17 protein-coding genes are annotated in these 20,017 nt (G+C 64.6%); 9 read left to right on the top strand and 8 right to left on the bottom strand.

All coding sequences use genetic code 11. The features are described from left to right. Nucleotides 1-188: 188 nt before the first annotated feature. Nucleotides 189-788 carry an LON peptidase substrate-binding domain-containing protein gene (locus CXY80_RS07485; protein WP_092450307.1) on the bottom strand — a complete coding sequence of 200 codons (600 nt, stop codon included), beginning with the start codon at nucleotides 786-788 and terminating at the stop codon, nucleotides 189-191. 174 nt (nucleotides 789-962) lie between these two features. Between CXY80_RS07485 and CXY80_RS07480 the strand changes: the two genes are divergently transcribed. Continuing rightward, nucleotides 963-1,343 (top strand): LysR family transcriptional regulator, encoded by a 381-nt coding sequence (locus CXY80_RS07480; protein WP_092450309.1) that lies wholly within the window; start codon nucleotides 963-965, stop codon nucleotides 1,341-1,343. Nucleotides 1,344-1,443: 100 nt separating this feature from the next. On the opposite strand, the gene CXY80_RS07475 is transcribed toward CXY80_RS07480, so the two are convergent. After that, nucleotides 1,444-2,262, bottom strand: coding sequence for a bacteriorhodopsin-like (locus CXY80_RS07475; RefSeq protein ID WP_233195115.1), 819 nt, complete (start codon nucleotides 2,260-2,262; stop codon nucleotides 1,444-1,446). A 234-nt stretch (nucleotides 2,263-2,496) separates the two neighbouring features. Here CXY80_RS07475 and CXY80_RS07470 point away from each other — a divergent pair, with 234 nt between their 5' ends. Together CXY80_RS07470 and CXY80_RS07465 are read left to right on the top strand one after the other, a co-directional pair. Further along, nucleotides 2,497-3,705, top strand: coding sequence for a lycopene cyclase family protein (locus CXY80_RS07470; protein WP_092450452.1), 1,209 nt, complete (start codon nucleotides 2,497-2,499; stop codon nucleotides 3,703-3,705). Beyond that, complete coding sequence (locus tag CXY80_RS07465) at nucleotides 3,702-4,643, top strand: Brp/Blh family beta-carotene 15,15'-dioxygenase (RefSeq protein WP_158251598.1); 942 nt, start codon at nucleotides 3,702-3,704, stop codon at nucleotides 4,641-4,643. The genes CXY80_RS07470 and CXY80_RS07465 overlap by 4 nt, the downstream gene beginning before the upstream one ends. Before the next feature lie 18 nt (nucleotides 4,644-4,661). On the opposite strand, the gene CXY80_RS07460 is transcribed toward CXY80_RS07465, so the two are convergent. Continuing rightward, nucleotides 4,662-6,326, bottom strand: a complete 1,665-nt coding sequence (locus CXY80_RS07460; RefSeq protein WP_104132105.1) for an ABC-F family ATP-binding cassette domain-containing protein — start codon at nucleotides 6,324-6,326, stop codon at nucleotides 4,662-4,664. A 40-nt stretch (nucleotides 6,327-6,366) separates the two neighbouring features. Beyond that, the gene (locus CXY80_RS07455; protein ID WP_092450316.1) at nucleotides 6,367-7,038 is read right to left on the bottom strand and encodes a bifunctional 2-polyprenyl-6-hydroxyphenol methylase/3-demethylubiquinol 3-O-methyltransferase UbiG; all 672 of its coding nucleotides are present in this window, start codon (nucleotides 7,036-7,038) and stop codon (nucleotides 6,367-6,369) included. Between the two features lie 140 nt (nucleotides 7,039-7,178). Between CXY80_RS07455 and CXY80_RS07450 the strand changes: the two genes are divergently transcribed. Further along, nucleotides 7,179-8,432 (top strand): MFS transporter, encoded by a 1,254-nt coding sequence (locus CXY80_RS07450; RefSeq protein WP_233195114.1) that lies wholly within the window; start codon nucleotides 7,179-7,181, stop codon nucleotides 8,430-8,432. An 18-nt stretch (nucleotides 8,433-8,450) separates the two neighbouring features. On the opposite strand, the gene CXY80_RS07445 is transcribed toward CXY80_RS07450, so the two are convergent. Continuing rightward, nucleotides 8,451-10,298 carry a sigma-54-dependent Fis family transcriptional regulator gene (locus CXY80_RS07445; protein WP_104132104.1) on the bottom strand — a complete coding sequence of 616 codons (1,848 nt, stop codon included), beginning with the start codon at nucleotides 10,296-10,298 and terminating at the stop codon, nucleotides 8,451-8,453. Nucleotides 10,299-10,464: 166 nt separating this feature from the next. On the opposite strand from CXY80_RS07445, the gene CXY80_RS07440 reads away from it, so the two are divergent. The 5 genes from CXY80_RS07440 to CXY80_RS07420 all read left to right on the top strand — a co-directional run bounded on the left by CXY80_RS07440 (nucleotide 10,465) and on the right by CXY80_RS07420 (nucleotide 18,229). Next, nucleotides 10,465-12,321, top strand: a complete 1,857-nt coding sequence (locus CXY80_RS07440; protein WP_104132103.1) for a hydantoinase/oxoprolinase family protein — start codon at nucleotides 10,465-10,467, stop codon at nucleotides 12,319-12,321. A 48-nt stretch (nucleotides 12,322-12,369) separates the two neighbouring features. Then, nucleotides 12,370-12,825: an acetone carboxylase subunit gamma gene (locus CXY80_RS07435; protein ID WP_233195111.1), complete on the top strand. Its 456-nt coding sequence runs from the start codon at nucleotides 12,370-12,372 to the stop codon at nucleotides 12,823-12,825. 2 nt (nucleotides 12,826-12,827) lie between these two features. Then, nucleotides 12,828-14,954, top strand: a complete 2,127-nt coding sequence (locus CXY80_RS07430) for a hydantoinase/oxoprolinase family protein (RefSeq protein WP_092450324.1) — start codon at nucleotides 12,828-12,830, stop codon at nucleotides 14,952-14,954. A 52-nt stretch (nucleotides 14,955-15,006) separates the two neighbouring features. Beyond that, a complete protein-coding gene (locus CXY80_RS07425; RefSeq protein ID WP_092450326.1) occupies nucleotides 15,007-17,340 on the top strand; it encodes a hydantoinase B/oxoprolinase family protein in 2,334 nt (777 codons plus the stop codon). An 88-nt stretch (nucleotides 17,341-17,428) separates the two neighbouring features. Next, nucleotides 17,429-18,229: a hypothetical protein gene (locus CXY80_RS07420; protein WP_104132121.1), complete on the top strand. Its 801-nt coding sequence runs from the start codon at nucleotides 17,429-17,431 to the stop codon at nucleotides 18,227-18,229. Between the two features lie 121 nt (nucleotides 18,230-18,350). Here CXY80_RS07420 and CXY80_RS07415 read toward each other — a convergent pair whose 3' ends face one another. From CXY80_RS07415 to CXY80_RS07405, 3 genes are all read right to left on the bottom strand, one after another. Continuing rightward, complete coding sequence (locus CXY80_RS07415) at nucleotides 18,351-18,647, bottom strand: bacteriorhodopsin (RefSeq protein WP_092450328.1); 297 nt, start codon at nucleotides 18,645-18,647, stop codon at nucleotides 18,351-18,353. Between the two features lie 69 nt (nucleotides 18,648-18,716). Continuing rightward, nucleotides 18,717-19,436, bottom strand: a complete 720-nt coding sequence (locus CXY80_RS07410; protein WP_158251597.1) for a DUF2461 domain-containing protein — start codon at nucleotides 19,434-19,436, stop codon at nucleotides 18,717-18,719. A 9-nt stretch (nucleotides 19,437-19,445) separates the two neighbouring features. Beyond that, nucleotides 19,446-20,015, bottom strand: a complete 570-nt coding sequence (locus CXY80_RS07405; protein ID WP_104132101.1) for an HhH-GPD-type base excision DNA repair protein — start codon at nucleotides 20,013-20,015, stop codon at nucleotides 19,446-19,448. Nucleotides 20,016-20,017 lie beyond the last annotated feature (2 nt).

The following is a 20,017-nucleotide window of genomic DNA, read 5'->3' as shown; positions in this document are numbered from 1 at the left end:
GCTCGGCAATCAGAGTGCGAGCCTGGAGTGACTGCACACCCTGAGTCCGTACTTCTGGGCGTTCGGTGACAGCCCGCTGAGCACCGGGGCGAACGTGACGACGATCGTCGTGTTCTACGCCGTCTCGCTCCTACTGGCGGCGACGGCAGCCATCGCCCTGCGCCAACGCGACATCGGCGTGTGAGTCACTAAGCCCAGGTCGCGGCCGCGGCCTGGGTCAGCTCGATGATGTTGTCGAGCAGTGCTTCCATGGTGGGCGAGCGCAGCAGCACGATCTGATCGAGCGGTCCGACCGGGGCGATCGCGGCGAGCTGCCAGGCGGCGGCGGTCGGGTCGTGCGAGAGCGCGACATCGGGCGACCACTCCTGGTCGCTGAACTCGCTCGCGAGTGACAGGGTGCGGCGCACAAGTTGCTCGGCCTGTTCGCGGCGCGGCAGCAGCGCATCGTCCCATTCCAGGTCGGGTAGTGCACGAACCGTCGCGAGCGGATGCGGGTCCTCCGGCATCCACTCGGTCACCTCGATTCTGCGCTCACCCTGCACCACCAGCCCGAGATAACCCTCCGGGGCTTCGAGCTGAGTAACCCGGGCGACGGTGCCGACGCTGAACCGACGTTCGCCGCCGCCCACTTCCTGGCCGCGTTCGATCAGCACGATGCCGAATTCGGCCGGCTCGGCATCGAGCACCCGGGCCAGCATCACGAGGTAGCGTTCCTCGAACACGCGCAGTTGCAGCGGCATGTAGGGGAACAACACGGATCCCAGAGGGAACATCGGCAGGGTCGTCATACACCCAGCGAACCACGTTGACGCCGCCGCGCCTAGCCCCAGGCACGTGTTCGCGGTGAACACTCGTTGGGTGCAGCGGTGGAACATCCGTGCGTGCAGCGGTGGGTTCGGTCGGTTTCGGCGCGTAGCCTAGAAGGGCTGCTCGCCTCCCGCGCAGCGAACGAGAGGCTTTACGTGGACATCACCCTGCTGGCACATTTCGTGGCCGCCGCTGAGGCACCCGATTTCGCCCGCGCCGCGCAGACACTCGGCGTCTCCCGCGACACCCTCAGCGCCTCGGTAAAGCGAGTCGAAGCCGAACTCGGCTATGCATTGTTCGATCGTGCCGCCGAGAGCACTACGCTCACTGAGATCGGGGCTGCCTTCCTGGACGACGCCCGCCTCGAGTTGACTGAGGCCGCCGCGCGCGGCGCGCAGGCCGGCGGCGGTTCCGGCGGTTCGCGCCGGTCAGGCGGTTCAGGCGGCGGCGGTAAGGCCAAGGCCAACAAGGGCAAGGGCCGTGCCCCCGCGGTGAAGGGCCAGCCGAAGCTAGGGAAGAAGCGCCAGTCGCGCTGATTCGCGACGCTTTTTTGGCAATGCACGTGGCGGCCAAAACGGGACCCGCAGGACCGATTACCGGTCTGGCAGGTCCCGTTCATATCGACGGCTTCGTCGACTACTTCCGCCGATTCTGAACGAGAGGCTGCTTGAGGCTCGTCGCCTCCTCCAGAGTCAGTTCGACCTCGGCAAAGGCCTGGTCATCTGAGAAGGACTTCATCCGCGCGATCCGGAAGATGATCAGGCCGTACAGACATTTGGCCAGGATATCTGCTACGGAGTAGCCGATCTGGAGTCCGACCCATGCGTCGGACCCGTCGATACCCAGTCCGGGCAGCAGGTAGGCAATCGGGTAGACGCCCCACGTTGCCAGCAGGAGCAGTCGCAGCAGGCTGATGGTCTTACGCACCGTCGCGGGTTGGCGGTCGAGCGACTTGGTCAGTTCAACGAAGAGCACGTAGAGGATATAAGCGAAGGGAAGAGAAGAGAGCAGACCGAAGATGCCACGGGTGAGATTGTCCGACGCCATTTCGCCGGGGTAGCCCAAGGCAATCATCAGGGCAGCAGCAGGAATGAGCCGGGTGAGCAGGCTGCTCTGCACCTTCCGGGCCAGCGCCAGAACTGCCACGAGTTCAAGGAGAAGCAGCGGAACCGTCAGCAGCCAGTCAACGTAGCGGTATCCCTCATTGAACGACGCTCCCGCGACCTGAACATAATCACCGCGGCCGCCGACCGCCTCGGTCACGAAAGCTTCCGTGAACGAGTTAAAGATGCGGAAATAATGGTACGCCGCGATGCCACAAACGATCGCCGCGACAGTCAATGCCTGACGATATCGCGGCAATACGCGCGGAAGGCTGATGACCAGAAAGATAGAGGTGAAAAGCTGCGAGGCAATGACGAGGGAGAAAATATTGTAGATGGTGTCGTACTGCACTTGGGTTAGTGAATCAGGTATCAAAATAGCCTCTGATGCTCGAGAATCGCTGACGGTACGGGAGATAAAGCACGTACCTAGGTAACCTGGCTAGGTATATTAGGAAACCTACTCCAAATCGACGTTCAGAGGTAGTAGTGATTCATCCGTAGATTTCTTCAGCTGTTGTAGCCGACTCGATCGGTCCACAGAATCACCACACCTCAGCATGTGGTTAAGAGAAATAGAGCACAAATGAACTCTGTCGAAGACGCTGACGTTGTGGTGCTTGGTGCGGGACTGGCCGGGCTTAGCCTGGCGGCCCGGCTGGCGCGCGCGCCAGCCGGGCCGCGCGTTGTCGTCGTCGAACCGCGCACCGCGTACCAGGACGACCGCAGCTGGTGCTTTTGGCAGCAAGAACATCACGAACTCTCGCACTTGGTTTCCCAACGCTGGCCGACGTGGACCTTTACTGATGCCGCAGGTAGCGCGGTTCGGCACGAGGTTCCGGCTTTGTCATACCAGTACATTCGTGGCATCGACTTCTATTCCAGCGCGCAGACCGACATCGCTCAGTCGCCGCGTGTAGACCTGCGTCTCGGCGTACGCGCCGAAATGGTGAGCGCGGTGCCGCACGGTGTGCGGGTCGAAACCAGCGGCGGCACACTGCTGGCCCGTCAGGTGATCGATACGCGACCACGGCCCGCTGCCGCGATGCTCTATCAAAGTTTTGTGGGCGTTGAATTCGAGTGTGACGGGCCGCATCCGTTCGACCCGACCGAGGTGACATTGATGGGGTCGCTTGCCGCCAATGAGGAAGGCCTGAGCTTCGTTTACGCGCTGCCATTGGGTCCGAACCGGGCCATCGTGGAGTGGACCCGCTTCGGCACAACGCCGATCAAACGGGAACTTCTGGCCGGTGAGTTGGACCACGTTTTAACGGGCCTGGGTCTGGATGACGTTCGTCGGGTGCGCACCGAGGGTGGGGTGCTGGCCATGGGACGGGGCCGTCAGACCGCGCCGGAGATACCCGGGGTGGTGCTTGCCGGAAATGCGGGCGGCGCTTTGCGAGCCGCCTCAGGCTATGGATTCTTGCGCATTCAACGGTGGGCGCAAGTGTGCACGGATCGCCTCCTGGCGGGGCGGGAAGCGGTGGGGCATCCCGAAGAACCGTGGCTGCGTCGCACCTTCGACCGCATATTTCTCCAGGCCGTTCGCGCGCATCCGGAACGTACTGCAGAGTATTTTCTCGCTCTGGCCCGCGGTGTGCCGCCGGCCACCCTGGTGCGTTTCCTCAGTGACGGCGCCCGGGCCGCAGACTATGCCAAAATCATATTCAGCCTGCCATGGAGCCCGTTTATCGCCCAGGTAGCCGCACCCACAGCCTTCACCTCTGCATCGGCTGCACAGGCCTTACTCGTCGTCACGCCCACTGGGACCGTGTGCTCGGGCGAGACACAATGATGGAGCAGGTCGCCGCGCCCCGAATCGGTACCGCCCGCGCAACCGCCCGAATCCGCCACGTCCCCATCGAAACGGTGGTGTTCTCCGGTCTGGCACTGACCACGCTGGCCATGCTCGAGTTCGGCCTGCCGATGCTCTCACCTACGTTTCAGGTCGTACTTCTCGGCGTGCTCGTCGCCGTGCTGGGTCTGCCTCACGGTGCCCTCGATCCATTGATCGCGCGTCGCGCCGGCGTCTGGCGAACCCCGCTGGGTTTTGCTGCGTTCAACACGGTATACCTCGTGATTGTGGTCGGTGTCGTGCTGCTCTGGCTAGTCGCCCCGGTGCTGAGCTTGGTTGCGTTCCTGATCGTGTCGGCGCTGCATTTCGGGTCTGATTGGAACGCTGATCGTGGGTTGTGGCTGCGCTTTCTCGCCGGATTCGGGCTGCTGAGCGTACCGGCCTTCTCACATCCGGATCAGGTGGGCGCTGCCTACGTGGTGCTTGCCGGTGCCGACGGCGCGATGGTGTCGGACGTGCAGGCAGGACTGGCACCGCTCGCTCTGGCCGGGCTGCTGGTGGCGGCCGTCGCCGCCATGCGGCATCGGCCGCATGAGAGCGTGGAAATCGTGCTCACGTCGGTGCTCGCATTGGCCTGCGAGCCGCTGGTCTTCTTTTTGGTGTATTTCTGTGCGCTGCACAGCTTTCGGCATTTGAGGGCGGGGTTTGCCGAAGAACGTGGCGGAGGGCGACTACCGCCCCTGATCGTGGTCGTGTATACCGTGGTGCCGATCCTCGCGGCCGGTGCTTTGCTGTTCGTCATCGGCCCCAGCGGCGATATGCCGGAGCAGATTCTGCAAGTGCTGTTCATCGGCCTGGCCGGCCTCACCGTGCCGCACATGATCGTGGTCACCCACGAAAAGCGGCACCAAAAGAAGTTGATGGCCCTGCCCGGGTGAGCTGTTCGGACGTGACCGTCAGCCCTCGAGAACCTGGCCCGCTTCGACTTTCCAGTGCCGGTCGGTGCGCACGTTGGCCAGCATGCGCCGGTCGTGGGTGACCAGAAGCAGCGTGCCTTCATAACTGTCGAGCGCCTGTTCCAGTTGCTCAATCGCCGCGAGGTCAAGGTGGTTGGTCGGCTCGTCGAGCACGAGCAGGTTCACACCGCGCGCCTGCAGCAGCGCTAGCCCGGCCCGGGTGCGCTCCCCTGGCGACAGATCGTCGACCGGGCGGTTCACATGGTCGGCTTTCAGGCCGAACTTAGCCAGCAGGGTGCGCACTTCGGCCGGGGACAGATCGGGTACGAGTAGCTCGAAACTCGCGGCCAGGGGCCGGGCGCCGGCCAGGAGCGCCCGGGCCTGGTCGATTTCGCCGATCGCAACGCTGGCGCCGAGGTGAGCGCTGCCGGCATCCGCTTTCTGACGTCCCAGCAGAGCGCGCAGCAGGGTGGACTTGCCGGCGCCGTTCGGGCCGGTGATGCCGATGCGTTCTCCGCCGTTGATCTGCAGGGATACCGGGCCGAGCACGAAGTCGCCCTGCCGGAATTCGGCGTTATTGAGGGTGGCCACGACGGCGCTCGAGCGCGGGGCGGCGCCGATGGTGAACTCGAGCTGCCATTCCTTGCGGGGTTCCTCGACTTCTTCCAGGCGCGCAATACGGCTCTCCATCTGCCGCACCTTCTGGCCCTGCTTCTCGCTCGATTCGACCGAAGCCTTGCGGCGGATCTTGTCGTTGTCCGGTGCCTTCTTCATGGCATTGCGCACGCCCTGGCTCGACCATTCGCGCTGAGTTCTGGCCCGCCCGACAAGGTCGGCTTTCTTGGCGGCGAACTCGTCGTAGTTCTCACGGTTGTGCCGGCGCGCGGTTTCGCGTTCCTCGAGGTAGGCGTCGTAGCCGCCGCCGAACACCCGGTTTGCGCCCTGCGCGAGGTCGAGTTCGAGCACCCGGGTGACGCAGCGGGCGAGGAATTCGCGGTCGTGGCTGACCAGCACGACGCCGCCGCGCAGCCCGGTGACGAAGGTTTCGAGGCGTTCGAGCCCGTCGAGGTCGAGATCATTCGTCGGCTCATCGAGCAGCACGATGTCAAAGCGAGAGAGCAGCAGGGCGGCCAGGCCAACCCGGGCAGCCTGGCCGCCGGAAAGCGCGGTCATCAGGCTATCGGCGGTGAGTGTGCTGCCGAGGGTGAGGCCGAGGTCGGCGAGCACGATCGGCAGCCGCTCGTCGAGGTCGGCCGCACCGCTGGCCAGCCAACGCTCGAGCGCGCTCGAATAGGCGTCGGCCGGGTCGATCCCTCCGGCGCGCGGCTGAGCGGCTCCGAGAGCGGATGCCGCGGCATCCATTTCGCGGGTCGCCTCGGCGCAGCCTGTGCGCCGGCCGATGTAGCCGGCGATGGTTTCCCCGGGCACCCGTTCGTGTTCCTGCGGGAGCGCGCCGACGAAGGCATCCGCTGGGCTGAGCGCGATGGTGCCGGCTTGCGGCTCGGTAAGCCCCGCCAGCAGGTTCAACAGGGTGGATTTGCCCGCGCCGTTGGCGCCGACCACGCCGATCACATCACCGGGGGCGACGGTCAGGTCGAGCGATTCAAAGAGGGTGCGGTGCGCGTAGCCGCCGGCCAGGCCCTTGGCCACGAGTGTTCCGGTCATTACCCAATGTTCTCATTGCCGCAGGCGTAGGGCGACCGGCTCAGATCGAGTGGGTGCGACGGAGGGTCAGCACGCTGTCCACGAGGGTGGCGACGTGGCCGTCCGGGCCGATGGCTTCCCGCTCAACAGCAGCTTTGGTGACGATCTCCCAGTGCTCGGCGAGCAGCTCGAGCGAGGCGAGCACGTCGTCGGCGGTCGGCAACGGAACGCCGTCTGGCTTGTGCTTCGACCACGGCGGAAACTGGGCGTGGCCCACGACGAGCAGCACGCCGCCGGGGGCGACCGTTGCGGCGGCGCGGCGCAGGATGACCTCGCGGGGCAGCTCGACCGGTGATTGCAAAAAGTGTGCCGTGACGAGGTCGAACGGGCCGTCCGGCTGCCAGGTGGCCAGGTCGGCGGCGATCCAGCGGATGCGTTCAGCGAGGCCAGCCCCTTCGGCGGCGGCCTGGCCGCGGGCGAGCGCGGTCGGGGAGATGTCGACGGCGGTGACGGACCATCCGTTTTGGGCAAGCCAGAGGGCGTCGCCACCCTCCCCGCTGCCGAGGTCGAGCGCCGTGCCCGGCGCGAGGCCGGCGGCCTCGCGTTCGAGCGCCGCGTTCGCGCGCCCGCTCCAGGCACGATCGCTCTCGCGATAGCGGTTTTCCCAGAAGGTTGCGGGATCCTGTGAAGGCTCGTCGTGCAGTGCGGCGGTGTGCTCGCCGGGATTCGTCATGATCCCACGATGCCCGGTGGGGCGGCACGGCGCAACTTTCGCGGCCGGCGTCGATCAGACCGGTCGGCCGCTCGGTAGAGTGAGCCTCGCGAGCACTCGAGTCGCACGCCCGACGGTGCGACCAACTGGGGGAACAGACTGTGAAGCACGCCAGCACACGCGCGACGACCTCGTCACCCGCACCGAACCTACAGCAGCGCGTCGTGCGAGTGCTCATCGCCGGGCAGATTCTGGGCGGTATCGGCATGGGAGCAACCCTGTCGCTGGGCGCGCTACTCGCCGCCGAGCTGTCGGGGTCCAGCGCCTGGTCGGGCATGGCCGCCACCATGAGCACCCTCGGGGCCGCGATCGTGGCCGTTCCGCTCGCCCGCCTGGCGCAGGCGCGCGGGCGTCGCGTGTCGCTCGCGACCGGTTCGCTTATGGCCGGCGCGGGTGCGGTGCTCGCGATCATGTCGGTGTCCGTCGACAACTTCCCCCTGCTACTGCTGGCCCTGATGCTGCTCGGCGCCGGCTCAGCAACGAACCTCCAGGCCCGCTTTGCAGCGACCGACCTGGCCAGCCAGCGCTTTCGAGCACGGGACCTGTCCATCGTGGTCTGGTCCACCACCATTGGCGCCGTGCTCGGCCCGAACCTGTTCGGACCGGGCGAGGCGCTCGGTGCCACCCTCGGGCTTCCGGCGATGACCGGGGCGTTCGCCTTTTCGCTCGGCGCCACGGTCGCCGCCGCCTTCGTCTACGCGCTCGGGCTGCGACCCGACCCCCTGCTGACCGCGCTGGCGGCGCGCACGACGAGCGTGGGCATCCGTCGGGCCAGTGGTGGTCTGGCTATTCTGCGCGGCAACACGGCGGCCCGGTACGCCGTTGTCGTGATCGCGCTCAGCCACGCGACCATGGTGGCCCTGATGTCGATGGCGCCGGTGCACCTGCGGGACCACGGCGCGACCCTGACCATCGTCGGGCTGACGATAAGCCTGCACGTGGCCGGCATGTACGCCCTCTCCCCGGCGTTCGGGGCGCTCGCCGACCGGTTCGGCCGGCTTCGGGTGATCCTCGGCGGGCAGGCCCTGCTGCTCGGGGCGCTGGGAGCGGCCTGGCTCAGTGACGGGTCGCAGGGCACGATGACGGTAAGTCTGGTGCTGTTGGGCCTGGGCTGGTCGGCATCCGTTGTCGCCGGCTCTGCGCTCGTCGCCGAGGCCGTCGAGATCGAGGATCGATCCTCGCTGCAGGGGTTCTCCGACCTCTCGATGAACGCGGCTGGCGCTCTCGGCGGCGCGATCGCCGGGCCGATTCTGGCGCTGGCCGGCTACTCCGGACTCGGACTGTCCGCCATGGCACTCGTCGCCGTCGTGGTCGTCTGGTCTGTGATTCGCCTGCGTGCCACACACCGCCAGTAAGCGGATGCCGCAGCCCGGCTACGAGTCGGTGACGGTGATACCGAAGGTTTTTAGCTTGCGGTAGAGGGAGGACCGAGCTATTCCCAGGGACTCGGCCGCGCGCATCCGATTGCCGTCGGCTTTGTGCAGGGCACCGACGATGAGGTCACGCTCCCCCGCTTCGATCGCCGACAACAGGCGCGGTGCACCGCCGTGGCAGTAGGCGGGCAGGTCTTCGGCCTGGATGGCGCCGACCGGTCGCGTGAGCAGGGCGGTGTCGAGCGCTTCTTCGAGCTGACGAATATTGCCCGGCCACGGATAGCGGGAGATCACCCGCATCGCTCCGGCGCTCACAGTGGCCGGACGTAAACCGGCCCGTCGCGCGAGCACCCGGGTGACGATGTCGGGCAGGTCTCCCTGGCGGTGCCGCAGCGGCGCAACCGTGACCGAGGTTGTGAAGTGCTGCAGTAGGGCCGTGTACGGGCGGGCAGCGGCCAGGTCAGCCTGAAGATCGGGTTGCGACACCGTGACGGCCAGGCCGCCAACACCGGCTTCGCGGGTCACCAGAAACGCCTCGAGTTCGGCGGTCGCTGCCTCGGTGAACCGATCGATATTGCGAAAGATGTACAGCGTTGGCCGGGCCAGGGCGCTGATCAGGTCGTTATTAATGGCCGAGTGCACGCCGTGCTGATTGAGCTGCTCGGCACCGAATATGACGCTTCGGCCCAGCGGAACGATCTGGCGATATAGTTCGGCGAGCAGCGACACCTTGCCGCCGCCGGCCTCCCCCAGCACGAGCAGGGGCGCGCCGGCGGTGAGCGCGGTGACCACTCCGCTCGAGGCGCGTTTGCCGAGCAAGGATTCCGCATCGTGCAGAATCGCCGAAGAGTCTGCAGGAATGGGTTTCTTCAACCGGTGCCCCCGCAGCGGCAACAGGGTCAGTCTCGATGCGGGCACCGGTACCGGTGCCGGTTCGGAGACGATTTCGACCACCACAACGATGCCGGCGACGTCCGGGCCCACCACGACACGTTTGCCCCGAACATGCACGACCTTGCCCGAGGACAGCTCGATCTGGTCGACCGGCTGACCAGGAGAAATCATCAGATAGCGAGCGTGCTCTTGAATGGTCCACTGTTCATCGGGAGAAAACGAACTTTGCGCGACCGCGTTGCCCATCACCACGGTGCCGCCGATGGCCATGACGGCGCCCCGGTTGCGGGAATCCACCCGCACATACTCCTCAAACAGTGCCTGCTGTCGCTGACTGCGATCGACGAGCAGGTTGCGCTCAATCTCATGGGCGGCCGACCGCACCAGGGAATGCATGAGCGGGCTGGCATCTTCGATGAGGCAGCTGATATCCAGCACCCCCTCCACCCGCCCGGTGATCGGGTCCCGAATGGGACTCCCGGCGCAGGCGAACGGCTGCAGGTGCTCGAGAAAATGCTCGGGCCCCACGATGTACAACGGTTGACCCGACTCGAGCACGGTGCCGATTCCGTTGGTTCCGACGCTCGCCTCGGCGTAGTTGAAGCCGGGCGCCAGCGACACGTCATCGAGCAGGGTTCCGATGGTCTTGTCGGTTTCGGAACGACTCAGAATTCGTGCCTTGTAGTCGGTGAGTACGATCGACAGCGGCATTTCAGCCATCTCACCGCTCAGCCGGGCGATGACCGGTTCCGAGCAGCGCATCAGGCGGCCGGTCAGATCGAGGTCGTTGTGAAACACTGCCTGAGAAGTGGATGCATCCACTCCCGCTGAGAAGGAACGCTGCCAGGAGGCGGCCACCACGCCAGGAACCGATTGGGTTTCAGCGTGTCCGAATCGCAGAAAATCGGCGCGCGCCGCCGCTATCTTGATTCGCCGATCGGCGACTCTATGCATATCGACTCCCTTGTGGACTCTGCAAGCATGCCCGCTGCGACCCCGCGAGCGCTAGTCGTGCGGTGTCCCAATCTGGGACACGCTGCACCTCGGACGCGGGGTCATTCTTGGTGACGTGGCTCCCCGAGAGCCTCGATCACTCACCACAAACCGCAAAGGAGCGCTCATGGAACGATTGATCAACATCGACAATGGTGGAACCCTCACCGACATTGTTGTCGCCAGTGGCACGGATTTCACGTTTACCAAGACCCTCACCACTCCGGTCGACCTGTCCCAGTGTCTCTTCGACGCGATGACAAAGGCATCCGCTCTACTGTTCGGCAAAGCGAATCTAGCCGACCTGCTGCATTCAACCCAGCACATCCGCTATTCATCGACCCAGGGCACCAACGCGCTGGTGCAGCGCAAGGGGCCCAAGATCGGGCTCATCACCGACGATCCCACCCTGCCGGACTCGCTCGGCCACTCGGACGACACCGCCGCGTTGTTCACCGACCTGATCGGTGCCCGGATCGGCATCATCACGGCCGACGGCAGTCCCGAGGAACTCTCCCGCCAGCTCGTCGCCGAGATCAACCGACTGACCACCGCCGGAGCGGAGCGTCTCGTCGTCGCCGGCCTTAGCGCCGAACGCGAACACCTGTTCAAGCGCACCATGCTCAAGAACTTTCCCCGACACCTACTCGGTTCGGTGCCGATTCTGTTCTCCCGCGAGTTCGCCTCTGATACCTCCCGCCAGCGTCAGGTTTGGTCAGGCATCCTCAACTCCTTTCTGCACCCCACGGTCGAGCGTTTTCTGTACAGCGCCGAACACCGGCTGCGCGCCTACAAGGTGAAGAACCCACTGCTGATCTACCGCAACGACGGCGCTTCCTCCCGCGTGGCCAAGTCGGTCGCGCTCAAGACCTACTCCTCCGGACCGCGCGGCGGCCTCGAGGGCACCCGTGCTCTCGCCGAGGCGTACGGGCTCGACAACGTGCTCATGATCGATGTCGGCGGCACCACAACGGATGTCGGCGCCGTCGCCAATTCCACGATCGCCGTCGACCGGCGCGGATCGATCCAGGGCGTCGACATCTCCTACGAGATGAGCGATGTGCGCTCGACCGGAGTCGGCGGCAGCTCGATCATTGCCGTGCACGACGGCGAGATCACCGTCGGGCCGGAAAGCGTCGGGGCAGCCCCCGGACCGGCCTGCTTCGGTTTCGGTGGCACGCAGGCCACGATCACCGACGTCAACCTGCTGCTCGGCGTGCTCGACCCCGCCACCTATCTGAACGGCGAGATGGCCCTCGACGCCGAACGGTCGCGCGCTGTCATCACCAAGACCGTCGCCGACCCACTCGGAATCAGCCTCGACGAGGCCCTGATTCGCATGGAAGCCAGCTATTCCAGCCACCTGGCGCGGGCCTTCGCCGACCTCGTGAGCGCGACGGGCGACACGACGGTCGCCGCGTTCGGTGGCGGCGGACCGATGAACGCCTGCGCCGCCGCACGCATTGCCGGCGTGCACAACGTACTCGTGCCGCGGCTCGCCGCGGTGTTCTCGGCCTACGGAATCAGCTTCTCCGACATCGCCCAGTCCTACGAAACGAGTGTCACCGGGTTCTCGGAGGCCGAGATCACCGCGGTGCGCACGTCGATGCAAGCGGATGCCGGCAAGGACATGTTCCAGGAAGGGCACGACCTGAGCGAGTGCGAACTCGACTGGTCGACCATTGTCGAAGACGGCGAAGAGATTCTCTCGCTCAAGGCCACCTTCCGGCTGCCGCACCCGACCATCGCCAGCGGGGTACCCGCTGCGGCGAGCGCCGCCGTGGCCGCCGGAACCCGGCAGGTGCGCTCCACTCCCACCCAGATCGACAGCGTCTCGGTCTACCAACTCGACGACCAGAAGCCCGGCGCCGCGGCGGCCGGACCGGCCATCGTCGAGGGACCGTTCTTCACCGCGCGCGTGCCGCTCGGCTGGACCCTGACGGTCTCCACGGCCGGCGACCTGCAGCTCGCCGACACGCTTTAGCCCACTTTTTTGTTTCCCCAGGAAGGTACAAACACAATGCGCGTTCCCATGACCGAATACCTGCTCATCGACCTCGATACGGAGCGGTGGATCTGCCGCGTCTGCGCCCATGACTTCGGCGACGCCCGCGGCAACTACAAGGAAGGAACTCTGGTCTACGACCGGGACCCGCAGGAGATTCACCCCCCGGTGATCGACCCGGAAAAGTACGAGTTCACGTTCTCCCCGGACCCGACCTTCTGCCGCATCCTGGAGTTCTACTGCCCCACCTGCGGCACCCAGATCGAGGCCGAATACCTGCCGCCGGGGCATCCGCCGACCGTCGACATGCTCTGGGACATCGATTCCCTGCGCGAAAAGTGGGAAGCCCACGGCGGCAACCCCGAGGAGGTCGTCAACTACGGCCCCGGCGAGAACGCCGAGACCGACCTCAGCGCCCGGTTTGATTCCGTGTCCGCACATTCCCACTCCCACTCGCACGCCGACAACTCCGAAGGGCACTGACCGTGAAACGCATATCCGTAGACATCGGCGGCACATTCAGCGACTGCTTCTTCGTCTGGGACGACGTGTACATCGAATCCAAGGCGCTCACCACCCACCACAACCTCGCCCTCGGTTTCAACGAAGCCCTCGACCGGGCCTGCGAGCGCGCCGGCATCAGTCGCGAAACCGCGCTCAAGGAGGTCGACTCGGTGCGCTACGCCACCACCCTCGGCACCAACGCCCTGATCGAGGGTAAGGGGCCGCGGGTCGCGGCGATCGTCACCCACGGCTTCGAGGACACCATCCCGCTCTCTCGTGGCCGCGGCTACGGCGAAGGACTCGACGGGGTCAAGCAGGGCGATATGCCCGATGCCCAGCGACCAGACCCGCTTGTGCCGCGCCGCCTCATCCGCTCGGTTAAAGAACGGATCGACTCGGTCGGCGAGGTACTGGTGCCCCTGATGTACGACGACGTGCGCACCCAGGTGCGCGAACTCGTCGACAACGGCGCAGAGGCCATCGTTATCGCGTTGACCAACGCTACCGAGAACTCGGTGCACGAGGATCGCATTCTCGAGATCATTCTCGACGAGTACCCCACGCACGAGCTCGGGTCGATTCCGGTGCTGCTGAGCAGCCAGGTCTCCGGCCGCAAGGGCGAATACGTGCGAGCAATGGCCACCGTCGTCGACGCTTTTCTGCACCAGACAATGTTTCATGCCCTCAATCAGCTCTCCAACAACCTGCGTGACTCCGGTTATGAGAAGCCGATGCTCGTCATTCACAATTCGGGCGGCATGGCGCAGCCCAATTCAACGGATGCCCTGCAAACGATTCACTCCGGACCGATCGCCGGCGTCGGCGCGGCCCAGCACCTGTCGGAGTCGACCGGCCTCGGCGACGTCGTGTCAATGGACATGGGTGGCACCTCGTTCGATATCGGTCTGGTGCCAGAGGGCGGTGTGCGGCACTACGATTTCCAGCCCACCATTGGTCGTTGGATGGTCTCCGCGCCGATGATCCACCTCAACACGCTCGGCGCCGGCGGCGGATCTATCGCCGCCTACAACCGCATTCACCACGCCATCCAAATCGGACCGGAATCAGCCGGAAGCGACCCGGGCCCGGCCTGCTACGACCGTGGCGGCCTGCGCCCCACGGTCACCGACGCCGACTTGGTACTCGGCTACCTCGACCCGGACAATTACGCCAACGGGCACATCAATCTCAACAAGAAGCGTTCGATCTATGTCATCGATGAGACGCTCAGCGACGAGCTCGACCTCGACGCGGTCGAGGTTGCCAAGGTTATCAAGAAGACAGTCGACGAACAGATGGCGATTGGCATCGAAAAGGAGCTGCGCTCGCGCGGCGGGCTGATCGAGGACTACACGATGCTCGCCTACGGCGGTAACGGTCCGCTGCATGCCTGCGGCATCGCGGCGAGCGCCGGCATCAGCCGCATCCTGTTTCCACCCTTCGCGTCGGTGTTCTCGGCGCTCGGCGCCGGCAATATGCGACCGCTGCACATTCACGAACGCAGCGCCTACGTCGTGCTCTACGAACCGATCAAGCGCAGCCTCTACGCTCAGTACGAAGCGCTCAACGGGTACATCGAGGAGCTGGAAGCGAAGGGCGCCGAAGACCTCGTGCGCCAGGGCTACGACCGCGCCGACGTGCGCTACCGACTCGAAATGGACATGCGCTACGGCAACCAGCTCGTCACCACTGCCGTCGCCTTCAACATCAACCGGGTCAACGGGGTCGCCGACGTGCTGCACCTGATCAAGACGTTCTCCGAGATCTTTGGCGAACGATACGGCGAGGGAACCCAGGCGCCAGAGGCGGGCGTCCGGGCGCAGACCATTCGCGTAGCGTCCTATATCGAGGGCGAAGTCATTCAATTCGAGTCGATCAAAACCGGCGGCGAGAAGATTAAGCCGGCACCGGTCTCGCGGCGTTCGGTGCACTTCACGAGCATCGCCGGCGCGGTCGACACCCCTGTCTACGACGCCGACGCGCTCAAACACGAATACGTGATCCACGGACCGGCGATCGTCACGACCGAAAACACCACCTATCTGGTGGAACCAGGCTGGCGCCTGGAACCGACAGTGCAGGGGGCGGTATGGCTACTGAGCGACTGACCGACCTTCCCACTTTTTCTTCAGCGAACGCAAGCAAAGGAGCTTGAACACCATGACACTGACAACTGACCAGTTCGTGCCCACCAGCGGAGACGACGACGCATCCCAGCTACTGACTGACCAAGAACAGCAGTGGGTCGACAAATTCATGGACGAGACTACCCTCTTCCTCGGGCCAGACCCGGCCATCATGCGTACTCACGAGATCATGCCGCGCACCGCCTATGAGGAGGAGTGCATCGCGAAGGGCATTGACCCGCTCGAGGTCGACCGGATTCGCAAACGCCTGGCCGGTGCACTTGACGAGGCCTTCGAGATGTGCGAGAGCATGGGCGCGGCGCCCGGAGCGAAGTGGGCCGACCTCTCCTGCGCGGTCTACACCGCCGAGGGCGATGTCACGTATCTCTCCAACCGCGGCGTGATCGCCTTCTCCGCGGTGCTGCACCATCCCATCCGCTACATCATGAAGAACTGGAAGGATGAGCCCACCGTCGGCATCAACCCGGGTGACGGCTTCTTCCACAACGACTCCCGCTTCGGCATGGTGCACAACACCGATCAGTCGATGCTCGTACCGGTCATGCGCGACGGAATCATCATCGCCTGGGTGGGTGCGACCATCCACGAAGGCGAGAACGGAGCGTGCGAACCAGGTGGTATGCCGTCGGGTTCGGAGTCACCATTCGATGACGGTCTGCGTGCCTCGCCGATCAAGATTGTGGAGAAGGGGCACCTGCGGCGCGACCTGCTGACGTTCTTGCAACACTCCACGCGCGACCCGAAGCTCATGCTCGCCGACATCAAGGTGAAGATGGGCGCCACCCGGCGCATCATGGACACCGTCGACCGGCTCATCGACGAGGTTGGGCAGGAGACCTTCGTCGCGTCACTTCGCGTCACCGTCGAGGACGTCGAGACTGAGGTACGCCGCCGTATTGGCGAGCTGCCAGACGGCACCGTCACCTTCAATCAGTTCGTGGACTCCACGCTTAAGGAGAACATTCTGATCAAGTTCGCCTGCAAGATCACTGTGAAGGGCGAACGAATGATTATCGATCTCACCGGTACCGGCCCCGAGATTCTCAATCGGGCCCTCAACTCGCCGCTCGCGTCAACGAAATCTTTCATGTCCCAGGCAGTTCTCTCGTACTGGTGGCCTGACCTGCCTCGCAGCACCGGAGCGTTGTCGCCCATCGAAATTATCACGGAGGAACATACCTGGGCGGATGCCGGCTACGACGCGCCCGTCGGCCAGTCGCTGCAGGCATCCTTCCGCGGCTTCTCCGCCCTACAGTCGGCCTTCGCCAAGATGCAGTTCTCATCGCCACAGAAATACTCGAACGTCGTGGCGCCCTGGTTCAACCAGATCAACGATTTTCTATGGGGCGGCACCACCCAGAACGGTGAGCAGGTCGGTAATCTGTGTGCCGACCTCAACGGCATGGGCGGCGGGGCGAAGGCGTTCCGCGACGGTGAAGACGCCGTGGCGCCGTTGTTCTGCGCCATGGCCGACCTCGGCGAGCAGGAAGTCATGGAAGAAGAGGTACCGTTCTTGCAACTGGTCAGCAAGCGGCTGGTGCGCGACAATCAGGGCTTCGGCAAGTATCGCGGCGGCATGGGTTACGAGATGATGGTGGCCTCTCGCGGTACACCCAGCTGGGGTTTCATGACCGTCACCTCCGGATCAAAGTTCTCCTCGGTTCCCGGAATGTTCGGAGGGTACGGCTGCCCGGTCTATCCCCTGGCCATGGTCAAGGACATCAACATCTACGACATCATCAAGAAGGACCCGTCGCAGTTCAACCTTTCGATGGAACGCGTCATGAACGAGCAGCCCTTCGAGGGCGGCGATTACCAGACCGGACACATGGGGCTGCAGTTCGACGTGGCCAAGGAGGGCGAACTCTACATGATCGCCCAGGGCGCCGGCGGTGGCTACGGCGACGTGCTAGAGCGCGACCCCGAACTCGTCGTGACCGACCTTGAGCTGGACAGAATCTCGGCCCAGGTCGCCACGAACGTTTACGGCGTCGTCTGGGAAGCTGACACTTTCGTGGTGTACGAGCAGGCAACGATTGAACTGCGGGCCCAGATGCGCCAAGATCGCATCAGTCGCGGCAAGCCGTACAAGGAGTTTGTTGCGGAGTTCGTTCAAGAAGAGCCGCCTAAGGACCTGCTTTACTACGGCTCGTGGGGCCAGGACAACAACGAGGAATTGCTGGCGACGCACTGGGGCAAAATTGAGCCCGAGCGGGTCAAGGGCAAGATCGGAGATTTACCCCTCATCATGGTGCCCGACCGCCGAGTTCTGAAAATCAGCAAGCTCGAGGCGCGCGTGCGCGAACTCGAGCAGAAGTACGGCGAAGTGGCCGTGCACAAGTCCTAATTTTCACCAGCTGACCCGGGCTGCGGGACCGTCTCCTTACGGTCCCGCAGCCCGGGTCGATTTTCTTGATTGATCGATGGGAGACACCGTGACCGTTTCATTGAATGAACTGCTGGCCGAGCCAACGTCGGGCCGCCGTCGCGCGGTCGTGCTGGACAGCCACGACTATGCCCAATCCGTTTTTCTGCAGGGCAAGCCGGTGCCGTGGCAGGAGCCGATGGCCTTCGCGAACTTCTTCGGCCAAGTGCAGGGCGTGCTGAAGTCCGACCTGGCCCTGCTCAGCCTCGACCGGTTCTACGCCCAGCGGGTCGCCGCCGACCCTGCGCTTCAGGCAGCGATGGGCGCCAAAACCCGCACCGGCTATGCCCTGCGTACCCTGCTCGGTGATGCCGAGACGACGGCGTACGTGATTGAACTGGCCACCCTCTTCAGCCAGACCCAGCGGGTACCGGTCGTGCTGCAGATTCCGTCGCCGATGCAGTGGCTGGCGCTCACGCATCCGTTTTCGGGGTCGAACGATGTGTCCGGGCTCGACGCCGACAACGCCGAAAACGCGTCAATGTATGTTGCCGACTGGCTGCGCGGGTTCGCCGCGCTGCCGCTGATCGCCGTGCTGCTCGACGACCGCGGCCCGGCTGTTGGCGGGGTACCTTTGTCGACCTATTCTCCAGTCGCCAACGTGACCGACCACTACCGGTGGGCGCTCGGCCAGCGACACGACGACCACGTCGAGCTGCACGGCAGCCAGCTGAGCGGAGCGGTGATCAGCGCGGAGTTCTGGTCGTCCGACTCCGGCACGCTGCTGCCCGACGGCGATTTTCTGGTGGGCGAGGTGCCGCGCCAGGCGGTTCCCGAGCAGGTGCTGAGCCGTATTACGGCGCTGGACTAGGCTGCGCCTTTGTCGGGTGAGGCATCAGACATCCGTTGTCACCTCGATGTCACAGGCCCAGGGTGTACAGGGGGCCCGGCCGAGCAGACGTTCGCTCGGCCGGGCCCCGATGACGTTCGCCCTATTTCACGACGTCCGCGGGCTTGATCGACCGAGACAATTCCCCGGCGTCCTCGACGGACAGTTCCTCCAGCGCGAATGCCGGGTCGTCGGCAAAGGATTTCATCCGCGCAATCTGGAAGATAATGAGCCCATAGAGCGCCTTCGCCAGAATGTCGGCTATCGAGTATCCGAGTTGCTTACCGACCCAGGCGTCTCCACCGCTCACACCGATGGCCGGAAGCAGGTACGCGATCGGATAGACACCCCAGGTCAGAATTTTGCTGTGAGAAACGGCGCCCAGATTGTGCACCACCACAGGGACAAAGTGTGACCGGCACTTAGCGGGGCCCTGGCCTGATACGGCGCGGGTCCCGGCTGGCTGTGGTCAGGCAGAGCGACGGCGGCCTACGGCTGCTTCCTGCTCGAGCGGGGTGGCCGCGGACAGTGGAACGTTGAGAAAGTCGACTACCGGTTGAAACGCCCGAAACCGTTCAATGACGAGGTCGGTGAAATTCTCGTCGAGCGCGACGTCGCCGGGCAGGTGGCCGACCAGCGCCCAGCTGCGATTGAGCAAAAGGTCAGCCGCCGGATGGCCGACCGGGAAGCCGCGCGGCGGGCGGATGAGCTTGTTGCCGCCGAACGGTTGCGCCAGTTGTGTGAGCGCGGGCGTGGCGAGCAGAGAGCGCAGCTCTCCGTGGTGGTCGAGCACGTAGTCGCGGATGGCCCGTAGCTGCGGCGGCGGCGGGCTGTAGGCACCGCCGGCCACCATGACGCTGCGCACACCCACCTGCAGAAAGTATCCCGCTCCCCCAGCCTTCTCCAGTCCACGGGGTGGCCAGTGGGCAGCGAGATGAGTCTTATACGGCGACTTGTCGTTCGAGAATCGAACGTCACGATAGATGCGCATCATGGCCTTGTTCGGCGGGCGCACACACTCGGCCGCGAAGTCGCCCAACGCAAGGTTGATTCGCTCGATGACCGCAAGCATCCGGTCTTTCAACTCGTGCTCGTAGATCGCTTTGTGCTCCTGGAACCAGTCGCGTTCGTTGCGATGCTCGAGTTCGTCGAGAAAGTCGAATGTCCGTTCGTTGAAGTGAGGGCCCACCACGCGAGACTATGCCTTCGCGGCTGCCTTAGCGGCGCGCTTGGTCTCGCGCACGCGAGTGAGCGATTCGGGGTCGACAATGTCGGCCACCGATCGGTATGACCCTTCCTCCCCATAGGGAGCGGATGCTTCGCGCCAGCCGGCCGCGTCGACTCCGAGTCGCTTACCGAGGAGTGCGAGAAAAATCCTCGCTTTCTGTTCGCCAAACCCGGGCAGTGACTTCAGCCGACGGAATATTTCCTTGCCGTCGGGATCGCCCTCCGTCCAGATCGAGGCGGTGCAGCCGTTCCAGTTGCTCATGATGGCCCCGGCCACCGATTGGGTACGCGCCGCCATCGAACCCGGGTAGCGGTGCACGGCCGGTGACGCGCGGAACATCTCGGCGAAGGCATCCGTGTCGAAGTCGACGATCACTTTCGGATCGAGGGTGCCGATCCGTTCGCGAATCTTGGCCGGACCGGCAAAAGCCGTTTCCATCGCAACCTGCTGGTCGAGCAGCATTCCGATGAGCAGCGCGAACGGATTCTCACTGAGGAGGGCGTCGGCGGTGTCATCGCCGGTGATGTGCAGCGTCGTCATGG

It is taken from the genome of Cryobacterium sp. M91 (genome assembly GCF_002929615.1).
GTDB classification, from domain to species: domain Bacteria; phylum Actinomycetota; class Actinomycetes; order Actinomycetales; family Microbacteriaceae; genus Cryobacterium; species Cryobacterium levicorallinum.
This window is presented reverse-complemented; position numbering and strand designations above follow the sequence as displayed.

What these genes read in the sequence shown, in the direction of transcription:
- CXY80_RS07425 (WP_092450326.1), top strand. Translation starts at nt 15,007, where the DNA reads ATGACACTGACAACTGACCAGTTCGTGCCCACCAGCGGAGACGACGAC.
- CXY80_RS07435 (WP_233195111.1), top strand. Translation starts at nt 12,370, where the DNA reads ATGACCGAATACCTGCTCATCGACCTCGATACGGAGCGGTGGATCTGC.
- CXY80_RS07440 (WP_104132103.1), top strand. Translation starts at nt 10,465, where the DNA reads ATGGAACGATTGATCAACATCGACAATGGTGGAACCCTCACCGACATT.
- CXY80_RS07470 (WP_092450452.1), top strand. Translation starts at nt 2,497, where the DNA reads ATGAACTCTGTCGAAGACGCTGACGTTGTGGTGCTTGGTGCGGGACTG.
- CXY80_RS07445 (WP_104132104.1), bottom strand. Translation starts at nt 10,298, where the DNA reads ATGCATAGAGTCGCCGATCGGCGAATCAAGATAGCGGCGGCGCGCGCC.
- CXY80_RS07405 (WP_104132101.1), bottom strand. Translation starts at nt 20,015, where the DNA reads ATGACGACGCTGCACATCACCGGCGATGACACCGCCGACGCCCTCCTC.
- CXY80_RS07455 (WP_092450316.1), bottom strand. Translation starts at nt 7,038, where the DNA reads ATGACGAATCCCGGCGAGCACACCGCCGCACTGCACGACGAGCCTTCA.
- CXY80_RS07465 (WP_158251598.1), top strand. Translation starts at nt 3,702, where the DNA reads ATGATGGAGCAGGTCGCCGCGCCCCGAATCGGTACCGCCCGCGCAACC.
- CXY80_RS07485 (WP_092450307.1), bottom strand. Translation starts at nt 788, where the DNA reads ATGACGACCCTGCCGATGTTCCCTCTGGGATCCGTGTTGTTCCCCTAC.
- CXY80_RS07460 (WP_104132105.1), bottom strand. Translation starts at nt 6,326, where the DNA reads ATGACCGGAACACTCGTGGCCAAGGGCCTGGCCGGCGGCTACGCGCAC.